Source organism: Pseudomonas sp. HP_01, from assembly GCF_055284355.1.
Genome location: NZ_JBTOPV010000003.1, coordinates 105,330 through 125,735 on the forward strand (window position 1 = coordinate 105,330; position 20,406 = coordinate 125,735).

The window sequence follows — 20,406 nt, forward strand, 5'->3', positions numbered from 1 at the left end:
GGGGCGGCTGTTTGATGCGTCGTGAATAACAATAACCGGCCAGCCACGGTGCCGCTCCTTGATGGAAGCCGTCGTCCCGCACCGCTGACCCAGGCCGCAACCGTTTTGAGAGGCCGCATGGAACTCATCGCAAAAACCCCGGCGTTCGACAGCAGTGCGCTGTTCATCCGACTGAACCCCCTTGATAACGTGCTTATCGCTCGCCAGGCGCTGAGCGAAGGCACGTACCTGGACGAAGAAAACATCACGGTGTCTCAGCCCATTCCTTCCGGGCACAAGGTCGCCGCGGTGCGGGTAGAGCAGGGTCAGCCGCTGCGGCGTTACGGTCAGATCATCGGCTTCGCGTCACAGCCCATTGAGGCCGGGAAGCACGTGCATGTGCACAACGTCGAGATGGGCGACTTCTCCCGCGACTACGCCTTTGGCGTCGATGCCCACGAATCGCCGAAAACCGAGGCGTTCTTTCAGGGCATCGTGCGTGCCGACGGCCGCGTGGCGACGCGCAACTACATCGGCATTCTCACCTCGGTGAATTGTTCGGCCACCGTGGCACGGGCCATCGCCGACCGTTTCCGTCGCGATATTTTCCCGGAAGCCCTCGCGGACTACCCGAACATCGACGGCGTGGTCGCGCTGACCCACGGCTCGGGTTGCGCCATCGACTCCAAGGGCGAGGCCATCGACCTGCTGCGCCGCACCCTGGCGGGCTATGCCGTGCACCCGAACTTTGCGGCGGTGCTGGTGGTGGGTCTGGGCTGCGAGACCAACCAGATTCAGGACATGCTCGACAGCCAGGGCCTGAAAGCCAGTGACCAGTTGCGGGCCTTTACCATTCAAGGCACCGGTGGCACCTCGAAGACCATCGCCAGCGGCATCGCTCAAGTGCAATCGCTTCTGCCCCAGGCCAACAAGATCACCCGCGAAACCGTCAGCGCCCGGCACCTGATCGTCGGTCTGCAATGTGGCGGCTCCGACGGCTATTCCGGCATCACCGCCAACCCGGCGCTGGGCAATGCGGTGGACCGGCTGGTGGCGGCGGGCGGCACAGCGATTCTGTCGGAGACCCCGGAAATTTATGGCGCCGAGCATTTGCTGACGCGGCGGGCCGCCAGTCAGGCCATCGGCGAAAAGCTCATTCAGCGCATCCATTGGTGGGAAGACTATTGCCAGCGGATGAACGCCGAGCTGAACAACAACCCTTCCGCCGGCAACAAGGCGGGCGGGCTGACGACCATTCTTGAGAAATCCCTGGGGGCCGTGGCCAAGGCCGGCTCGACCAACCTGATGGGCGTTTATGAATACGCCGAAGCCGTCCGCGCCCAAGGCCTGGTGTTCATGGACACCCCCGGTTACGACCCGGTCTCCGCGACAGGGCAAGTGGCGGGCGGCGCCAATCTGATCGCATTCACGACCGGGCGAGGTTCTGCCTACGGCTGCGCGCCCACGCCGTCGATCAAGCTGGCGACCAACAACCGCGTGTTCGAATTTCAGCAGGAGGACATGGACGTCAATTGTGGCGGCATCGCCGATGGCACGACGACAATCGAAGAGCGCGGCGCGTATGTGTTCCAGATGATGCTCGACATCGCCTCCGGCGCCCGCAGCAAAAGCGAGCAGCACGGTTACGGGCAGAACGAATTTGTTCCATGGCACATCGGTGCAGTGACTTAAGGTTTTGCCGAGCGACGCATGCTTTTTGTAGGACCGCCTTCAGCCGGGAAGCTTTTCAAACGTCACACCGCAATATGGATGGTGCCCACACCGGCCCCTTCCCGGCTGAAGCCGGTCCCACAGGGGGAATGCGTCGTCTGCTGGAACGCGTTTTTCGGGTAGGACCGGATTTAGCCGGGAAGCTTTTCAAGCGTCACATCGCAATATGGATGGTGCCCAGACCGGCCTCTTCCCGGCTGAAGCCGGTCCCACAGGAGAAATGCGTCGTCCGCTGGAACGCGTTTTTCTGGTAGGACCGGCTTCAGCCGGGAAGCTTTTCAAGCCCTTACAACAATAAGAAAGGTGCGCAATGAAATCCCTCAAGACCTATCAGACGATCACCATCGTCTTTCTGATGCTGTTCGGCGTGGTCAATTATCTGGACCGCAGCGCGCTGTCCATCGCCAACACGACGATCCAGAAAGACATGCTCATCAGCCCTTCGGAGATGGGCATTCTGTTGTCGGCGTTCTCGCTGGCCTATGCCTTCGCGCAGTTGCCGATGGGCATGCTCATCGACAAGCTCGGCAGCAAGATCGCGCTGGGCGGCGCGCTGATGGTGTGGTCCATCGCGCAGACGGCGTCAGGCTTCGTCAACAGCTTCAGCGGCTTCTTTGCCCTGCGCGTGTTGTTGGGGATCGGCGAAGCACCGATGTTTCCGTCAGCCGCCAAAACCCTCAACGAATGGTTCGAAGAGCACGAGCGCGGCACGCCGACGGGCATCGTCTGGTCGGCGACCTGCATCGGGCCGTGCCTGGCGCCGCCGCTGCTGACACTGTTCATGGTCAACTTCAGCTGGCGTGGCATGTTCATCATCACCGGTGTGCTCGGCATCGTTCTGTCGCTGTGCTGGCTGGTGTTCTACAAAAGTCGCGCGCAGTACCTGAAGGAGCTGGCGGCTGAGGGTCGCGAACCCACCGTGAAGGTGATTCAGGCCGATGCTGCGCCGAAAGCTTCGTTCTTCGCCGGCTGGCTGGACCTGTTCAAGCACCGCAGCACCTGGGGCACGTTCCTCGGTTTCATGGGCGTGATCTACATGCTCTGGCTTCACCTGACCTGGCTGCCCGGCTACTTCCAGCGCGAACACGGCCTGGACCCCTATCAAACCGCCTGGGTGGTGTCGTTCGCCTATGTGTTTGGCGCGATTGGCACCATCGCCGCCGGGCGAATCTGCGATCGATTGGTCAAGCGCGGCGTCGGCGTGCTCAACAGCCGCAAATACACGGTGATTGGCGGGCTGGTGTTTGCCGCGGTGTTTACCCTGCCGTTGACCTTCGTCACCGGCCTGAGCGGTTGCGTCGCCCTGCTCTGCCTGGCGCTGTTCGGCATCAACCTGTCGAGCGCCACGGCGTGGATGGTGGTCAATACCGTGGTCGACAGCAAGCGCGTGGCGTCTCTGGGTTCGATCCAGAATTTCGGCGGCTACATCGCTGGCTCCATCGCGCCGATCGTCACCGGGTTCAGCGTGCAATATTCCGGCACCTTTGCGACGGCCTTTGCGGTCAGCGCCATCGTGGCATTGCTGTCGGCGGTCGCCTATTTCGTGCTGCTCAAGGCGCCGATCCCGGAACACAGCACCCGCGCACAGAAGGACTGGCAGGCGAATCTGGATGAGGTCCAAGGGCGTCGGGTTTGATCGGCAGAGCAACGCCTGATCGATCGATGCAATACCGCTGCAGAGGCTTTATTTGTGGGAGCGACCGGGGTGGCGCTCCACCTTGCTCGCGAAGACGGCATCTTAACCGCTGAAGATTTAGCGGATGTACCGGCCTCTTCGCGAGCAAGCTCACTCCTACAAAGGTTGTACCTGCTTGTAATAAGCTGCTGCCGGGACTGCGAGAATTCTCCCGCAGATGATTTATAAGCCTTAATTTTCCCTTCAAAATCCCGCACTTGTCCTACGCTGTGAGTCAGAGGGGTCGCTGTTGCGATGCTGCGTGTCCGAACGAATGGATTGTTCGTCACAGTGGCGGGTCCGAAATCGTGGCAGTCAGCGAGGGTGGGGTTTGAGACAGGTAGAAGGATCGGAGTTCGGCGTCAGAAACCGACGACTCAAACGCATGCCCGTGTTGTGGCTGGCGGGGCTGTTTACCTTGTTGGTGTGCATCTCCATCACGAGCATCAACGTCTGGCAATTGCGCCAGACGCGCATTCACGAGCTGGAAATCGCCAACACCAACGTCACCAACCTCTCGCGCTCAATGGCGCAGCACGCCGATGACGCCTTCGATCAGGCGCACATCGCCGTGTCGTCGGTGGTCGAGCGGCTCTCGTTCGACGGCTTCGGCGCCGCCAGTGGTTCGCGCATGCACGACTATCTGCGCGCCACTGCCGCCAGCGTCGAGCAGATCCAGGGCCTGTTCATCTACGACAAGGAAGGCAACTGGGCCGCCACGTCCCTCAACCACATGCCGGCCAACGCCAACAATGCGGACCGGGAATATTTCCGTTTTCATCAATCCATCGCCAGCAGCCTGCCCCACGTCGGCCCCGCCATACAGAGCCGTACCACCGGCGACTGGATCATCCCGGTGTCGCGACGGGTGGACGATGAAATGGGCAACTTCGCCGGTGTGGTGCTGGCCACCGTCGAACTGAACTACTTCGAACGGTTCTTCGAGCGCTTCGACATCGGCAAGCATGGCGTCATCACGCTGGCCATGGCCGACGGCACCGTGTTGGCGCGACGTCCGTTCATTGAAAACGTGCGCGGCACTTCCATCGGCGACGGCGAGTTATTTCGTCTTTACGTCAGGGAACACTACGAAGGCACGGCGAACGTCGTGTCGATGCTCGACCACGAACAGCGACTGTACGGCTACAAAAAACTGGACCGCTACCCCATGGTGGTGCTCGCCGGCCTGTCCCAGCGCGAAGTGCTCGACGAGTGGCGGCAGTACGCGTGGCGCTCGCTGGCGATCATCATCTGCGTGGTGGTTGCCAACCTGCTGTTTGGCGTCTTGCTCTTCCAGCAAATTCGCTTCGGCCTCAACGCCGAATCACAGCTGCGTATTGCCAGCCACTCGCTGGAAAAGCTCGCGCTGCAAGACAGTCTGACCGGGCTGGCCAATCGTCGGCATTTTCAAGAGATTCTCGGTCTGGAGTTTGGCAACGGGCAGCCGAACCTGCATCCGCTGAGCCTGATCATGATCGACATCGATTTATTCAAGAGCTACAACGACAACTACGGCCACGTCGCCGGCGACAAATGCATCATCGCCGTGGCCGAGTGCATTCGCAGCACCCTCAACCGCACCGGCGACCTTGCGGTGCGCTACGGCGGGGAAGAAATGGCCGTGTTCCTGCCCTACAGCGACAGGCACGGCGCGGTGAGTCTGGCGGAGAAGATCCGGTTGGCCGTGCTTACCCGTGCCCTTGAACACCATGGCAATCCGATCGGCATCGTCAGCATCAGCCTGGGGGTTTATGGCTGTAAAGCGCAGGAATGCCCGACCCTGGAGGACTTCGTCAAACGCGCAGATGCGGCGCTGTATGCCGCCAAGCATCAGGGCCGCAATCGCACCGTGGCCTGGCAGGAATCCACTGTGATCAGTGCGCTGCCCGCGCCATAACGATCTGCGCCACCTTGCCGCGAAACAGCTCCAGCCGGTCGGCAGGCGCGTCGTGCTCAACCACCAGCGCACCGACTTCCTCGCACTGCGCCACTTGGTAGTGCGCGATGCTGGAAAGCTTCTCGTTGATCACCGCCACCGCCACTTGGCCGCTGCGCGCCACCACGGCACGCTTGAACTCGGCGACATCCATGTCGAACGCAGTCACGCCTTTCAGTGCATCCAGTGCACAGGCGCCGAGAAAGCACAGATCGAAATTGAAGTGGGCGAGCTGTTGAATCGTGGTGAAGCCGTAAGTGCTACCTGCAACGGGACTCAGGCGCCCGCCGAGCAGAATCACCTCCACCGAAGGGAGCTTCATCAGCTCGACGGCGATCAGTGGCGCATTGGTGGTAACGGTCAACGGCATGTGCGGATCAAGGGCTTTGGCGATCGCCAGATTGGTCGAGCCGCCGTCGATAAACACGTGCTGCCCGGCGCTGATCAGACCCGCAGCCGCCACGCCTAACTGACGCTTGCGCCCGGGCTCATGCTCGACACGCACGGCCAGCGGCCCGTCCGACGCCAACGAAATCGCCCCGCCATATACGCGCTTGCAAAGACCGGCGCCCGCCAGAGCGCCCAGATCGCGGCGAATGGAATGCTCGGATACATTGAATTCGGCCGCCAGCTCCGCCGCAATCACCCGACCGTGCGCGGCAAGACGCTCGGTGATCAACCGCTGGCGCTCGCCGGGAAATGCTTCAGGATTGGCAGACATGAGGCCTCGGTAAAGGGCTGAATCGATCATAAACGAGCAGGATCATGCGGTGCACTCTGGCGCCCTGTCAAACCCGGGCAGTATCGAGTTCCATGGATTTGAGCGACTTGCAGAACAGAACGTTTTGATGGGTTTCAGCTTGCAGGCGATGCACCGGCGACCCGGCGTTTTCGTATCCCTGGCGAGGGTAGAAAAGCAAGGCACGGAGATTACCCACCCATACGGTCGCCCAGAGCTTCGAAGCGCCTCGGACCGATGCTTCAATTTCGGCGCGCTGCAGCAACTGCCAGCCCAGGCCGCGCCCGGTAAAACGCTCCTGTACGTAGAGGCGATTCAGCTCAGCGGCGTGCTGATCGCCGACCATGGCGTGATCGGCTTGCAGGCAGAGCTGAGCAAAACCGACCAGATGCTGATTGGCTTCCGCCAGCAGGAACAGGGTGTCCGGACGCTCGATAAACGCGGCAATGGTTTGGGGCGCAAACGATTCGAGGGCTTCACGAGCGATGGCGTCGCGAACGCCCTCGGTTGCATAGGTGTCCATGTACACCTGCATGCCCAACACCGCAATCGTCAGCACATCCGCTGGCGTGGCTGGACGCAGGGTGAATTGGAAGTTGTCGCTGTGGGCCATGTTCGCCGCTTCCTTGAGTGCGAGTGATGAATGTCTGGACTGCCTGGAAGTAAACGCGTCACTCATTCAAGCCAGGTAACCGGGTTGACCGCAATCAATGCAAATCTTCGGCCTGAATGCGATCAACTGTAGGGGCGCGCTTGCCCGCGAAAGCAGTGTGTCAGGCAATCGATTCGTTGCAGCCAGAATGCCTTCGCGGGCAAGCGCGCTCCTACACCGTCCGCGCCAGCCCGTATTTCTTCGGTGTTGCCCGCAACGCACGAGCGGAGGTCAGCCCCAGCGGCGCCAAATAGCGCTCACCGCGCTCACGTTCAGCGGCATCGACATCACTGCAACAACGAATACACCAGCGCCGAGATCGAGATCAGTCCGATCACCACGACAAACACGTTGGACAGTTTCCCCGCATAACGGCGCATGGCCGGTACTTTGCGCACGGCGTACATCGGCATGAGGAATAGCAGCGCGGCAATGACCGGGCCGCCGAGGGTTTCGATCATGCCCAGAATGCTTGGGTTGAGTGTCGCCACCAGCCAGCAGACCATCAGCATGAAGCCTGCGGTCAGGCGATCGAGCGCACGTGGCGAAGGGCGGCGGCCGGTCTTCATCACCAGACCTTTGAGGCCTTCACTGGCGCCGATGTAGTGGCCCAGAAACGACTTGGTGATCGCCACGAAAGCAATCAACGGCGCGGCAAACGCGATGGTCGGGTTGCTGAAATGGTTGGCCAGATAGGACAGGATCGACAGGTTCTGCGCCTTCGCTTCCGCCAGTTGCTCCGGCGCCAGGGTCAGCACGCAGCTGAAAACGAAGAACAGCACCATGACCACCATCAGCAGATGGGCGCGGGCCAGGATCTGCGCGCTGCGCGGTTCGGCCTGCTCGCCATATTGACGCTTCTGGTCGACGGCAAACGCTGAAATGATGGGCGAATGGTTGAACGAGAAGACCATCACCGGAATCGCCAGCCACAGCGTGTGCAGCAGCGCCGACGGTGCCGGAAGGCTGCTCGCGGTGGTGAGAATGCCGCCGTTCCAGTGGGGAATCAGAAACACCGCGAGGAACAGCAAGGCCACGATGAACGGATACACCATCAGGCTCATCGCCTTGACGATGATCTGCTCACCGCAACGCACCACCGCCAGCAAGCCAAGGATCAGCACGAACGCCAGCAGCGCCCGGGGCGGCGGCTGCACATGCAGTTGGTGCTCCATGAAACTGCCCACGGTGTTGGTCAGCGCCACGCTGTAGATCAGCAGGATCGGAAACACGGCGAAGAAATACAGCAGCGTAATCAAGGCACCGGCTTTCTTGCCGAAATGCTGCTCGACCACCTCGGTGATGTCCGCGCCATTGCGGCCCGACAGCACGAAACGGGTCAGCCCGCGGTGCGCATAGAAGGTCATCGGGAAGGCCAGCACGGCCAGAATCACCAGCGGCCAGAACCCGCCAATACCTGCGTTGATCGGCAGAAACAACGTGCCCGCGCCGATGGCGGTGCCGAACAGCCCGAGCATCCAGGTGGTGTCGTTGCGGTTCCAGGTCGTTACGCTCGCGGGTGCTGCGTCGACGGTGCGTTCGACGCTGTTGGCCTGATCATTCATCCGGTCGATTCTCCGTTGCCGGTGATAGCTACATGGTCAAAAGCGCGTCGAAAAACGTGGCAGTCGGCGCCCCTGACCGGTTCTCTACAGGGAAAGGGGCGCGATTGTCCGGGATTGGAGAGCAGAATCAAAGGCTTGTCGGACCAAAAGCTCGCGGGACCGGATGATGAAAGATTGAAACCGACTCAACTTCCTGCACAAACCAACAACGCTTCGTACTTATCAAACGGGACACTTCCTACATCGGAAACGGACGAACCAATTCGCGAAACGAATTGTAAATTCACGACCGTACAACTTTCTTTCCTCCTCCATTAGGCTCTCGACCCACATTCAATCGCCAATGGAAGGCAACTCATGCTCAAGACTTTCGCTGTTATCACATTGCTCACTGCCAGCGCCTTCGCAAGTGCAAACAACGTCTCCGTTCAATGCGCAACACTTGACAAGCAACAGGCGAACATCCTGTTCGAACGCTGGAACACAGCCTTGCAAACCGGCGACCCAGGCAAGGTTGCGGCGAACTACACGGCCGATGCGGTGCTGCTGCCGACCCTCTCCAACCAGCCCAGAACAGACCTTGCTGGCAAACTCGACTACTTCAACAAGTTTCTCAAGAACAAGCCGGTCGGCACTGTCGATAGCAGCACTGTTATGACAAGTTGCAACAGCGCAATCGATACCGGCACTTACACGTTCCGTTTCAGCGATAACTCAGCCGTCAGCGCGCGTTACACCTTCACTTATGCATTCGTCGACAACCAGTGGTTGATTACATCGCACCACTCTTCAGCCATGCCGGAGTAACGGACATTCAGCCAACAGTCGGCCTGACGTCCAACGCCGGGCCGACTCAACTTTCAGACCCGTCCCACACGTCACTCGCCTGCGACATCGCGCCGCAACGGCATGCTCAGCTCCACCCGCAAACCGTCCTGACGGCTGTCGAAGCGCAGCGAGCACGCGCAGCGTTGAACGATGGCCTGAACGATCGCCAGTCCCAGGCCCGCGCCGGGGCTTTTGCCGTTGCGCCAGAAGCGTTGCGTGAGCTTGTCCAGGTCCGGCTCGGGAATCCCCGGGCCATGATCGCGAACGCGGAAATGCGCCTGCCCGTCGAAGGTTTCGACACTCAGCTCGACTTGCGCTGCGGCCTGGCTGTGGCGCAAGGCGTTGTCCAGCAGATTGCGCAACGCGGCCACCGCCAGCGCCGCAGGCATCTGCACGGCGGCGCTCGACAACTGCGACGGCAGGATCAGTTCGATGCGCTGCTCGTCGCCGTGACTGGCGTCGTGAATGGCCAGCCGCGCGACCTGCTCGGCGTCACACTGCACACCGTCATCGAAAGACAGGCTGCCCTCGACCCGCGCCAACAAAAGCAGCTGTTCAAGGGTGCGATGCATGCGGTCGGCGCCCTCCTCCGCATGGGCCAGCGCCGTGTCGCGTTTCTGCCCGTCGGTCATGCGCGCCACTTGCAGATGGGTCTTGATGGCGGTGAGCGGGCTGCGCAGTTCATGGGCGGCGTCGCCGGTCAGCCGCCGCTCGCGCTCCAGGGTCTGGGCGATGCGCTGAAACAGCTGGTTCTGGCTTTTCAGCAGCGGCTGCAACTCGCTGGGCAAATTGGGCACGTCCAGCGGCTCGACCGAGTCGGCGCTGTGGCGATTCAAGGCATCGCGCATGCGATTGAGCGGCGCCAGCCCGCGGCCGATGCCGAACCAGACCAGCACCAGGCTGCCGAACAGCGCGACCAGCACCGGAACCGACGCCGCCAGCAACACCGAGTGCCCGAGCACGTCGCGTTCAATCTGGCGGTCGGCAGTGCTCACCCGCACGTTGCCATGCATCATCGTGTACACACGCCAGTGGTCGCCGTTGATCATCTGGTCATGGAAGCCGCTGGCATCAGCCTTCAGCGGTTCGCTCGGCGAGCTGTCGGTGCGGGCCAGCACCTGCCCGCGCAGGGAGCTCAACTGACACGCCATGCCGTTGGGCAACGCCGGATCGTCCGCCCGCAGGGAGCGGGTGTCGCTGCCGGTAGGCATCTGCATCTGTTCGAGCAACCCGGCCACCATCCGCGCCGAGGCCTCAAGGCGTTGATCGAGGGACTGCATCATCTGCGTGCGCAAGTCGCGCAGCATCCACGCCGCCGCCAACACCCAGATCAGAATGAACGCCGAGCCCAGAATCAGACTCAGCCGCGTGCGCAGGCTCATCATGGCGTGGGCTCCGAATCATGGCCGGCCGGGCCGAGGCGATAACCGAGCCCGCGGACGGTTTCGATGATGCGACCGCCCAGCTTGCGCCGCAGGTGATGGATGTGAACGTTGAGGGCGTTGCTCTCGACCTCGTCGCCAAAGCCGTACACACAGTCCTTCAACTGCTCGCCCGAAAGCACGCGGCCACTGTTGTTCAGCAGCGCTTGCAGCAGGGCCTGCTCGCGGCGGGACAGATCGACCGGCTGACCGGCAAGGCGGGTTTCCCGGCTGCTCGGGTCATAGCTGAGCACGCCATGTTCGATCACATTGACGCTGCGCCCGGCCATGCGACGCACCAGGGTGTGCAGGCGCGCGCTGAGTTCACGCAGGTCGAAGGGCTTGAGCAGGTAATCGTCAGCGCCGGCCTGCAAGCCGTCGACGCGGTCGGTCACCGTGTCGCGAGCGGTAAGAATCAGCACCGGGATTTCCACGCCCTGCTGGCGAATCTGGCGCAACAGCTTCAGACCATCTTCATCGGGCAGGCCGAGGTCCAGAATCATCACGTCGAAATGCGCAGCCGCGAGCATCGCCCGCGCGGAGGAGGCCGTGGCCACGCGATCCACCGTCAGGCCCTGGGCATCAAGGCCTGCGACGATGCCGCTGGCGATCAGGTCGTCGTCTTCACAAAGCAGTACGTGCATGGTCGGCCCCGAAAAAAAGGCGATTGAAGCGCAGAGGGATTAACGGCGGATTATGCACGAGCCGCCGCAGGCACGACGCGCCCCCGAGCGTTAATCGACAGTTAATCGCCACTGCGCAGGATTCGCCCCATTCACAGTGGCGGGAAGGTGTGCATGGGCAAGGTGTGGCTGATGGTTCTGATGCTGGTCCCGCTGCTGGCGCAGGCCGTGCCCGGTGGAGACCCCTTCCTGGCCAAGACCGGCCCCTCACTCCTCAGCGAGAAGGCGGATTTTCTGTCGGCGAAGGACGCCTTCATCTTCACCTCGGAACGCCTGGTATCCGGCGAAACCCGCCTGTACTGGCAGATTGCGGACGGTTATTACCTGTATCAGCAACGGCTCAAGTTCGAAGGACTGAGCCAGCGACAGCAACCCGTGCTGCCGAAGGGCGAGGATCATCACGACGAGTATTTCGGCCAGCAGCAGGTCTATCGGCAGGGCCTTGAACTGACAATCCCCGCTTCGGCCTACGGTCAAATCAACGTGAGCTGGCAAGGCTGCGCCGATGCCGGCTTGTGTTATCCACCGCAAAGCCAGCTCGTCACTGTGGCCAGCGGCGACGCGGAACCGGCCAGCTTTGAGAAAGGAAATGACGTCGGCAATCAGGCCGAGGACCAGGCACTGGCCAGCGGCCTGGCGCAACGTTCTCTGGCCCTGAGCCTGCTGGCGTTTTTCGGGCTGGGTCTGCTGCTGGCGTTCACGCCGTGCTCACTGCCGATGCTGCCGATTCTTGCCGGCGTGGTGGTCGGCAGCGGCGCAAGACCCGCTCGGGGTTTTGCGCTGGCCAGTATTTACGTGTTGAGCATGGCCCTGATCTACGCCGGGCTGGGCGTGGTCGCCGCACTGTTGGGCAGCAACCTGCAATCGACCCTGCAACAGCCGTGGCTGCTGGGCAGTTTCGCGGTGCTGTTTGGGGTGCTGGCGCTGCCGATGTTCGGCCTCTTCGAGCTGCAGTTGCCGGGCTTCCTGCGCGACCGTCTGGAGAAGGCCGGGCGTCAGCGCCCCGGCGGCAGTCTGTTGGGCGCATCGGCGCTCGGCGCCCTGTCTGGACTGATGATCGGCCCGTGCATGACGGCGCCTCTGGCCGGCGCGCTGCTGTACATCGCCCAGAGCGGTAACGCGCTGCACGGCGCGCTGGTGTTATTCGTCATGGGGCTGGGCATGGGCCTGCCGTTGTTGCTGCTGGTCACGGTCGGCACGCGCTTTCTGCCAAAACCGGGGGCCTGGATGAACCTGGTCAAAGGCCTCTTCGGCTTCCTGCTGCTGGGCACGGCGTTGATCATGCTTCGGCCGTTGCTCGCCGACGTGTTGTGGTTGGGGTTGTTCGGGGCACTGCTGATCATCTTTGCCTACAGCGCCGTCGTGCAGACCCGGTCGCTGCAACGCGCCTCACGCCTCTGCGCCCCAGTCGGTATGGTCGTTGGGCTGTGGGGCGTGGCGATGGTGATCGGCGCGGCGGCAGGCGGCGATGATCCCTGGCAACCGCTCGAAGTCTTCAGCGGAGCGAAGCCATCCAACGCAAGCGAGGCACACGCCGCGTTCACCACGATCAAGGACCCGTTGGCGCTGGACCGGGAACTCGCCGCCGCCACAACTGCCGGCCAGTGGGTGCTGGTCGACTACTACGCTGACTGGTGCGTGTCCTGCAAGATCATGGAGAAGAACGTGTTCGCCAAAGCGGAAACCCTGCAGGCATTGGAGGGCGTGCACCTGCTGCGCCTCGATGTCACGGCCGACAACGACGCCAGCCGCGCGCTGCTCGGTCGTTTCAGCGTGCCGGGCCCGCCGACACTGGTGTGGATCGCGCCGGACCGCAGCGAACGACGCGACCGGCGTATCACCGGAGAAGTAGACCTCGAATCCTTTTTGAAGCACTGGCAGACGACCCGGGAGCGTGGCTGATGCTGAGTTTTTCCGTGGGGCCGTTCGCCCTGTCGCTCAACCATCTGCTGCTGCTCGTTGCCCTCGCACTGGCGACGTTGGTCGGCTGGATCAGTGGCCGCAAGCAACGAATCAACCCGGAACGCGCCGTCTTCGGCCTGTTCATGCTCGGACTGCTGGTGGCGCGTCTGGCGTTCGTTGCGCGCTACTGGCGGCAATACGAAAGCGACCTGCTGCGCATCGCTGATATCCGCGACGGCGGCTTCAGTGCCTGGCCCGGTGTCGTCGCCGTTGTGGGCGGTGCCGCCATCATGGCGTGGCGGAGGCCGTCGCAGCGCCGGCCACTGGGGTTGGGCGTCGCCAGCGGGTTGCTGTTCTGGTGGCTGAGCAGTCTGGCCGTCGAAAGCGTTCGTCGGGATGTTCCGCTGCCGGATCTGGCCCTGCGCAATGACGCGGGCGAACGCGTGCAATTGCGCGATTACACAGGCCGCAAACTGGTGATCAACCTGTGGGCGACGTGGTGCCCGCCGTGCCGGCGGGAAATGCCCGTCCTGCAAGCAGCACAAAAGGCCAATCCCGACGTCGTGTTTCTGTTCGTCAATCAGGGAGAGAGCCCACGTGAAGTGGCGACCTTTCTCAGCAGCCAGGGGTTGCAACTGGACAACGTGTTGTTCGACGACAGCGGCGAACTGGGTCGCCGTGCCGGCTCAGCCGCCCTGCCCACCACGCTGTTTTACGGCGTAAACGGCCGCCAACGGGACGGGCATCTGGGCGAACTGTCCAGCGCCAGCCTCACCCATTATCTGGACGGTTTGAGCCAGCCGCCGAACGCTTCTTCGCCGACTTCTTTCCCGCCGTCCTCACAGCCTTCTTCAAAATAAGGGACCACCCCATGAACGTCATCCGCCCTGCGCTCATCGCCGCCGCCGTTTCGCTCTCCCTGCCAGGCGCGCTGGTCCACGCCGAAGACCTGCCCGCCCCGATCAAGGCGCTGCAAGCCAAGGGCGCGACCATCAAAGGCAGCTTCGACGCGCCGGCAGGACTGAAGGGCTACGCCGCCGAGTACCAGAATCAAGGCATGGCGCTGTACCTGACCCCGGACGGCAAGCATGTGCTGGCCGGCAATCTGTTCAATGAAAAGGGCGAGGACCTGAGCACCGCGCCCCTGCAAAAGCTGGTCTATGGGCCGATGGCCGAGGCGATGTGGAGCCGCATGGAAAACAGCACCTGGATTGCCGACGGCGCCAAGACTGCGCCGAAAGTCATCTACCTGTTCAGCGACGCCAACTGCCCGTACTGCAACCTGTTCTGGGAGCAGGCGCGGCCATGGGTCAAATCGGGGAAAGTGCAGTTGCGCCACATCATGGTCGGCGTGATCCGCGAGGACAGCGCCGCCAAGGCCGCGAGCCTGCTGGCCGACACGAACCCGGAAGTGGCCCTGCAGACCCACGAGCAGGCGGGCAAAGCCAGCACACTCAAGGCCATGCAGAACATCCCCAAAGACATCCAGGCAAAACTCGACGCCAACATGAAATTGATGGAAGACATGGGCCTGTCCGCCACACCGTCGATTTTCTACAAGGACGAGGCGGGTCACCTTCAGCAGCAACAAGGCGCGCCCGGGCCTGAGGCGCTGGCGAAAATGATGGGCCCGAAATAGCCGGTTATGCGCTGTCGTGAGCGGTCAGTGGTGAACGGAGCGCTCTGACCGGTGGCGGCACGCGTTTCAACGCGGGTACTGCACCGGCGTGTCATCCGTGTAAAAATGTCGACCACCATTTCAAGAGCCACGCCCGGGAGGCTCGCTCCATGCGTTACGCCGAAGACCACAAAGCCCAGACCCACCAGCGCATTCTTCAGGAAGCCGCTGCGCGCTTTCGCCGTGACGGCATCGGCGCCACCGGGTTGCAGCCGTTGATGAAGGCACTGGGCCTGACCCACGGTGGTTTTTATGCCCACTTCAAATCCAAGGACGATCTGGTCGAGAAATCCCTGCGCTGCGCCGTCGACCAGATGCTCGCCTCAGTCGCCGAGAAACTGGCCGAAGACAGCTCGACCCAGGCGTTCATCGACTCGTACCTGTCGACCGCCCACCGCGATCACCCGGAAAAGGGCTGCCCGTTGCCAACCATGGCGTCCGAGCTGGGCCAGCGCGGGCAACCGAGCGAGATTACCGACGAGTTGATCAACCGCATGCTCGCCACCCTCGAAGCCGGAATGCCGGCCGATGGGCAAAGCAGCGACAAGAGTGTGATGCTCATGTCCGGGCTGGTGGGGGCGATGGTGCTGGCGCGCAGCGCAAAGGATCCGGCGCTGGCCGAGCGGATTCTGGAGACCACCCGCGATCAGCTCAAGCAGCTGATTGAAGGCTGAAGCTCACTTCCCTGCCCTTTCTCGGCAGGGATGCGTCACGCTTGTTTCACTGATGCCTCTCAGGGATGCCAGCGGCGGAACAGCACGCTGGCATTCACACCCCCGAAGCCGAAACCGTTCGACAATGCGTACTCGATGTTCATGGGACGCGCCTTGCCGTGGACGATGTCGATGCCCGCAGCCGCCTCGTCGGGGTTCTCCAGATTGAGGGTCATCGGCGCGATCTGATCGCGGATCGCCAATGCCGTGAAAATCGCCTCAATGCCCCCCGCTGCGCCGAGCAAGTGCCCGGTGGCGGATTTGGTCGACGTGACGGCAACGCCATTCTGGTCACCAAACACCGTTTTGATCGCGGCCATTTCGCCCCTGTCGCCCACCGGCGTGGACGTGGCGTGGGCGTTGACGTGCTGCACGTCGGCAGGCTGGATGCCGGCCTGGCGAATCGCTGTCTGCATCGCTCGACGCGCACCGCTGCCATCCTCCGGCCCTGCGGTCAGGTGATAGGCGTCCGCGCTGGTGCCGTAGCCGACCAGTTCGACGATGGGCGTTGCTCCGCGGGCGAGTGCGTGTTCCAGGGTTTCAATGACGATGATCCCCGCGCCTTCACCCATGACGAAGCCGTCGCGGTCACGGTCGAAGGGCCGTGAGGCGCGCTCCGGCGCGTCGTTGAAGCCATGGGAGAGCGCACGGGCGGCAGCAAAACCACCCAGGGCGACGCGATCGATACAGGCTTCGGCGCCACCGCAGATGGCCACGTCCGCCTCCCCGTTGCGAATCAGTCGCGCCGCATCGCCGATCGCCTGAACCCCCGCCGCACACGCGGTCACCGGCGCACCCAGCGGGCCTTTGAAACCGTGCTGGATCGACACATGCCCGGCCGCCAGATTGACCAGGAACGACGGAATGGTGAACGGCGACAAGCGCCGCGGCCCACGGCTGTCGGTGATGCGCACGGCTTCGGCGATGGCGCCAAAACCACCGACGCCGGCGCCGATGATGGTCGCAGTGCGCTCGCGCTCCTCCTCGGTGGACGGCGCCCAGCCCGCCTGCTTGACCGCCTGTTGCGCAGCGCCCAGGGCAAAGAGGATGAAACGGTCCATCTTCTTCTGCTCTTTGGGCGGCGCCGCAGCGTCCGCGTCGAAACCGGCTTCAGGATCTTGCTCCAGGGTCGGCACCGGGCCGCCGACTTTGCCTGCCAGATCAGCCACCGTCTGCTCAGGCAACTGCACAATGCCGGAACGGCCTTCCAGCAATCGCTTCCACACCGCTTCGACGCCGGTGCCCAATGGCGTCACCAGCCCCATACCCGTCACTACAATGCGACGCTCACTCATGGGCTCACCTTTCCTCATTCTTGGCAGTCGCCGGCACTGTTACGCGCCAGCCGTTTTGTAACGTTGCGCCGCGTGCTGCAGCGACAGATTCGGGCCCAATGCAAAACGTGCCTGGGTGAAGGCCTGCCAGTGCGCGGCATCCGGCAGCGACGGAATGGTGATCAGCTCTTTCTGATCAAACCCGGCCAACGCGGCGTCGACCATTTCGTTGACGTCCATGACCATTTCCGGCGGGAAGGCGTTGATGTCCATGCCCGCGCGCTCCCAGATTTCAGTACGGGTCGCGCCGGGCAGCACGGCCTGAACTTGCACACCCTTTTCGCTCATCTCGGCGGCCAGAGACTGGGTCAGGCTCAACACATAGGCCTTGCTGGCGGCGTACACCGCGTTGAAGCGCTCCGGCAGCAGTGGCACCACGGACGCGATATTGACGATCGCCCCGGTGCCGCGCGCTGCAAAACCGGCTGCTGCGGCGGATGCCAAATGGGTCAGCGCAACGATGTTGAGCTGGATCAGGCGATCCACTTCGCCCAGATCCGACTCGGCGAGGGGCGTGCTCAGTGCAACCCCGGCGTTGTTCACCAGCAAAGTGATCGACGCATCCGAACGCAGACGCTGCTCGAGGACGCTGACGTCGGCGAGCTGGGTCAGGTCGGCTTTCGCCACCTCGACGTTGATGGCATGCTTCGCGCGCAGATCCGTCGCCAGCGCTTCCAGTCGCGCCTGATCGCGGGCCACCAGCATCAGATCGAATCCGCGCTGAGCCAGCCGGTCCGCGTAGATGAAGCCAATGCCCGACGAGGCGCCGGTGATGACAGCTTTGCCTTGAGTCTGAGTCGTCATGAACGTTCTCCGTGGGAAAGTAAGCGTAGCGGCGGAGAGATATTACATCCGTAATTTTAAAAATAATATGTCAGTCGACATTTTTCCATTCGGTGCGTGATTGTCCGGCCCCGATTTATCCCAGGCATAAAAAAAGGCCGATCAGTGATCGGCCTTGGCTCATGGGTTTCAGTCAATCGACAGCTTGTCGCGGTTCTTGTCCAGAAGCGCCTTGCCGATGCCCTTCACTTCGATCAACTCGTCCACGGCTGTGAAACCGCCGTGTTCTTCACGGTAAGCGACGATGGCGTTGGCCTTCGCGGCGCCAATGCCGGACAGCTCTTTCTGAAGGGTTTCAGCACTGGCGGCGTTGAGGTTGACTTTGGATCCCTGCACACCCGCCGGCGCGGAGATGGCAGGTTTGGTGGCGTCTGCCGGGGTGGCGGCAGGGGCGGCAGGAGTCGCGGCAGTCACGGCGAGGGACGTACCCGCCAGCAGCGCGAAGATCAGGGAGGAGAGATAAGAAGTACGCATGAGTCATGCTCCATGGGCATCGTAAGTGGAAGCAGCATTCCTGAGCTGCTTCCCAAACCTAGCCGATGGCGGCAGTGAGTCAACGCCGGGATCGGTGACCGGATATGTACCGACTCGCAGGCCCCGTGGATACGGGCTCCGCCCACGTTTCAGTGCTGAATTGGCTGCGTAAGAAAAGGTTTCAGCGGGGTGCGCGCTCAGGGTTCGCGGCGACGCTGCTGATGAATCCAGTCGACGATATCGCCCTCGGGCGCGTAACCGCTGACCGTGTCGCCAAGTATCTGCCGAACGCGGGTGTAATCGTCGTCGTCCAGCGCCTTGAGCAACTGCGAGAGACTTTGCTTGAAGACATCCCACGCGAGGAAGTCTTCCTGGGCGCTCATGATCATCGGGTGGCGAGTCGCCGCCACGTTGTTGCCGATCAGCAGCTCCTCGTAGAGCTTCTCGCCAGGCCGCAGCCCGGTGAACTCGATGGCGATGTCGCCCTGGGGGTTGTGTTCCGAGCGGATGCTCAGGCCCGACAGATGCACCATCTTCTCGGCCAGCTCGATAATGCGCACCGGCTCGCCCATGTCGAGCACGAACACGTCGCCGCCCTGCCCCATGGAACCGGCCTGAATCACCAGCTGCGCCGCTTCCGGAATGGTCATGAAGTAGCGGGTGATTTTCGGGTGCGTGACCGTCAGCGGCCCACCGGATTTGATCTGCTGATGGAACAACGGAATCACCGAACCGGACGACCCCAGCACGTTGCCGAATCGCACCATGATGAACCGCGTTTTGTTGACCTGATGCACATTGGAGCGGTCACCGAACATCACCGGCGCGGTTTCCCGGCTCAACGCCTGCAACGTCAGCTCGGCCAGGCGCTTGGTACTGCCCATCACATTGGTCGGGCGCACAGCCTTGTCGGTGGAGATCAACACGAAGTTCGCAACGCCCGCCTGCAGCGCCGCCTGAGCGGCATTCAGCGTACCGACCACGTTGTTGAGCACGCCCTCGGCGATGTTGTGCTCGACCATCGGCACGTGCTTGTAGGCCGCCGCGTGGTAAACCGTATTGACCTGCCAGGTCTTCATCACGTCCAGCAGCTTGGCGTGATTACGGATCGAACCCAGAATCGGCAGCAACTTGACCTTGAGCGACTCGCGAGCCACCCGCCGCTCCAGCTCGGTGAGGATCGTGTACAGATTGAATTCGCTGTGATCGAGCAGCAACAGGGTGGTCGGCTTCAACAGCAGGATCTGCCGGCACAGCTCCGAGCCGATCGAGCCCCCTGCCCCGGTCACCAGCACGCACTGGTTCTTGATGCAGTGCTCGAGCAATTCTTCCTGGGCGGGTACGGCGTCGCGGCCGAGCAGGTCGGCGATGTCGACTTCCTGAAGATCGTCGACCTTCACTCGGCCGGCGGCCAGATCGGAGAAGTTCGGCACGCTGCGAACATGCAGCGGGAAGCCTTCGAGGAAACCAAGGATTTCCCGGCGGCGCGCACGGGCGGACGACGGAATCGCCAGCAGGATTTCCTGAGCGCCGGTCACGTCGATCATCTGCTGAATGTGCTTGGGCTTGTAGACCTGCAGCCCGGAGATGACCCGGTTGGAGATCGAGTCGTCGTCATCGATGAACGCAACAGGACGCATCGAACGGCCCATGCGCAACGCGGCGACCAGTTGATTGCCCGCCGCCCCGGCGCCGTAAATGGCGACTTTGGGCAGGCCATCGTCTCGGGTTGCGAACGGTACATGGCGAGCAGCAGAAAACCAGTCGCCGAGAAAGTACTGACGCATGGCCAGGCGCAGACCGCCGATCATGACCATGCTTAACCACCAGTAATTGAACATCACCGATCGTGGCACGACGTGCTGGTGGTTGCTGTAGAGGTAGACCACGACCCCAAGTATCAGGGCGGAGAGGCTGACGGCCTTGATGATCGCGATCAGGGCGTCGTTGCCGAAATAGCGCATGACCGCGCGGTACATGCCGAAACGAATGAACAACGGGATCGCCACTATGGGCGCGCTTGCGAACAGCCAGGTATGGATTTCCAGGGGATTGATCAGTTCATCAATGCCCAGGCGGACCACGAACGCCATCCACAACGCAAACCAGATCAGACAGACGTCTGCAGCGACCTGCAAGATCCGCTTGTGCCGGCGAGGCAGCCCCAGCAGCGAAGTGCGAATTTTCCCCATTGTCCCCTCAAGCACGCGTTCTAACTCCTTTCAGTCGACCCCTGGGCTGGCGTTTGATTCC

The 20,406-nt window shown here is 62.3% G+C and carries 17 protein-coding genes; 8 read left to right on the top strand and 9 right to left on the bottom strand.

The window, feature by feature from the left end; genetic code table 11:
- The first annotated feature begins 117 nt into the window (after positions 1 to 117).
- The 3 genes from ACYAR8_RS03840 (at position 118) to ACYAR8_RS03850 (ending at position 5,282) form a co-directional block, all read left to right on the top strand.
- Positions 118 to 1,671, top strand: a complete 1,554-nt coding sequence (locus ACYAR8_RS03840) for an altronate dehydratase family protein (protein WP_108120401.1) — start codon at positions 118 to 120, stop codon at positions 1,669 to 1,671.
- 349 nt (positions 1,672 to 2,020) lie between these two features.
- On the top strand, positions 2,021 to 3,346 hold the full coding sequence (locus ACYAR8_RS03845) for an MFS transporter (RefSeq protein WP_463579127.1): 1,326 nt from the start codon (positions 2,021 to 2,023) through the stop codon (positions 3,344 to 3,346).
- A gap of 424 nt (positions 3,347 to 3,770) precedes the next feature.
- On the top strand, positions 3,771 to 5,282 hold the full coding sequence (locus ACYAR8_RS03850) for a sensor domain-containing diguanylate cyclase (RefSeq protein ID WP_463579128.1): 1,512 nt from the start codon (positions 3,771 to 3,773) through the stop codon (positions 5,280 to 5,282).
- Here the strand turns inward: ACYAR8_RS03850 and ACYAR8_RS03855 are convergent.
- From ACYAR8_RS03855 to ACYAR8_RS03865, 3 genes are all read right to left on the bottom strand, one after another.
- A complete protein-coding gene (locus tag ACYAR8_RS03855; RefSeq protein ID WP_463579129.1) occupies positions 5,260 to 6,042 on the bottom strand; it encodes a DeoR/GlpR family DNA-binding transcription regulator in 783 nt (260 codons plus the stop codon). The two genes, ACYAR8_RS03850 and ACYAR8_RS03855, sit on opposite strands and share 23 nt — an antisense overlap.
- A gap of 67 nt (positions 6,043 to 6,109) precedes the next feature.
- Positions 6,110 to 6,673 carry a GNAT family N-acetyltransferase gene (locus ACYAR8_RS03860; RefSeq protein WP_463579130.1) on the bottom strand — a complete coding sequence of 188 codons (564 nt, stop codon included), beginning with the start codon at positions 6,671 to 6,673 and terminating at the stop codon, positions 6,110 to 6,112.
- Between the two features lie 326 nt (positions 6,674 to 6,999).
- On the bottom strand, positions 7,000 to 8,277 hold the full coding sequence (locus ACYAR8_RS03865; protein WP_074890861.1) for a serine/threonine transporter: 1,278 nt from the start codon (positions 8,275 to 8,277) through the stop codon (positions 7,000 to 7,002).
- Positions 8,278 to 8,634: 357 nt separating this feature from the next.
- Between ACYAR8_RS03865 and ACYAR8_RS03870 the strand changes: the two genes are divergently transcribed.
- Complete coding sequence (locus tag ACYAR8_RS03870; RefSeq protein ID WP_463579131.1) at positions 8,635 to 9,084, top strand: SgcJ/EcaC family oxidoreductase; 450 nt, start codon at positions 8,635 to 8,637, stop codon at positions 9,082 to 9,084.
- Positions 9,085 to 9,155: 71 nt separating this feature from the next.
- Here the strand turns inward: ACYAR8_RS03870 and ACYAR8_RS03875 are convergent, their stop codons facing one another.
- Both ACYAR8_RS03875 and ACYAR8_RS03880 read right to left on the bottom strand, forming a co-directional pair.
- A complete protein-coding gene (locus ACYAR8_RS03875) occupies positions 9,156 to 10,490 on the bottom strand; it encodes an ATP-binding protein (RefSeq protein WP_074890864.1) in 1,335 nt (444 codons plus the stop codon).
- Positions 10,487 to 11,170, bottom strand: coding sequence for a response regulator (locus ACYAR8_RS03880; protein ID WP_074890866.1), 684 nt, complete (start codon positions 11,168 to 11,170; stop codon positions 10,487 to 10,489). Before ACYAR8_RS03880 ends, ACYAR8_RS03875 begins: the two co-directional genes overlap by 4 nt.
- Positions 11,171 to 11,323: 153 nt before the next feature.
- Here ACYAR8_RS03880 and dsbD point away from each other — a divergent pair, with 153 nt between their 5' ends.
- The 4 genes from dsbD (at position 11,324) to ACYAR8_RS03900 (ending at position 15,463) form a co-directional block, all read left to right on the top strand.
- Entirely contained in the window at positions 11,324 to 13,111 is a 1,788-nt protein-coding gene (gene dsbD / locus ACYAR8_RS03885; RefSeq protein ID WP_463579132.1) for a protein-disulfide reductase DsbD, read from the top strand.
- Positions 13,111 to 13,971 carry a TlpA family protein disulfide reductase gene (locus ACYAR8_RS03890; protein WP_463579133.1) on the top strand — a complete coding sequence of 287 codons (861 nt, stop codon included), beginning with the start codon at positions 13,111 to 13,113 and terminating at the stop codon, positions 13,969 to 13,971. Before dsbD ends, ACYAR8_RS03890 begins: the two co-directional genes overlap by 1 nt.
- 11 nt (positions 13,972 to 13,982) lie before the next feature.
- Positions 13,983 to 14,750, top strand: a complete 768-nt coding sequence (gene dsbG, locus ACYAR8_RS03895; protein ID WP_463579134.1) for a thiol:disulfide interchange protein DsbG — start codon at positions 13,983 to 13,985, stop codon at positions 14,748 to 14,750.
- Between the two features lie 149 nt (positions 14,751 to 14,899).
- The gene (locus ACYAR8_RS03900) at positions 14,900 to 15,463 is read left to right on the top strand and encodes a TetR/AcrR family transcriptional regulator (RefSeq protein WP_463579135.1); all 564 of its coding nucleotides are present in this window, start codon (positions 14,900 to 14,902) and stop codon (positions 15,461 to 15,463) included.
- Positions 15,464 to 15,522: 59 nt separating this feature from the next.
- Here the strand turns inward: ACYAR8_RS03900 and fabF are convergent, their stop codons facing one another.
- From fabF to ACYAR8_RS03920, 4 genes are all read right to left on the bottom strand, one after another.
- Entirely contained in the window at positions 15,523 to 16,797 is a 1,275-nt protein-coding gene (gene fabF, locus ACYAR8_RS03905; RefSeq protein ID WP_074890874.1) for a beta-ketoacyl-ACP synthase II, read from the bottom strand.
- Between the two features lie 39 nt (positions 16,798 to 16,836).
- A complete protein-coding gene (locus ACYAR8_RS03910; RefSeq protein WP_463579136.1) occupies positions 16,837 to 17,640 on the bottom strand; it encodes an SDR family NAD(P)-dependent oxidoreductase in 804 nt (267 codons plus the stop codon).
- 168 nt (positions 17,641 to 17,808) lie between these two features.
- Positions 17,809 to 18,153: a helix-hairpin-helix domain-containing protein gene (locus ACYAR8_RS03915; protein ID WP_108120417.1), complete on the bottom strand. Its 345-nt coding sequence runs from the start codon at positions 18,151 to 18,153 to the stop codon at positions 17,809 to 17,811.
- Between the two features lie 197 nt (positions 18,154 to 18,350).
- Positions 18,351 to 20,345 carry a polysaccharide biosynthesis protein gene (locus ACYAR8_RS03920; protein WP_463579137.1) on the bottom strand — a complete coding sequence of 665 codons (1,995 nt, stop codon included), beginning with the start codon at positions 20,343 to 20,345 and terminating at the stop codon, positions 18,351 to 18,353.
- Between the last annotated feature and the right edge of the window lie 61 nt (positions 20,346 to 20,406).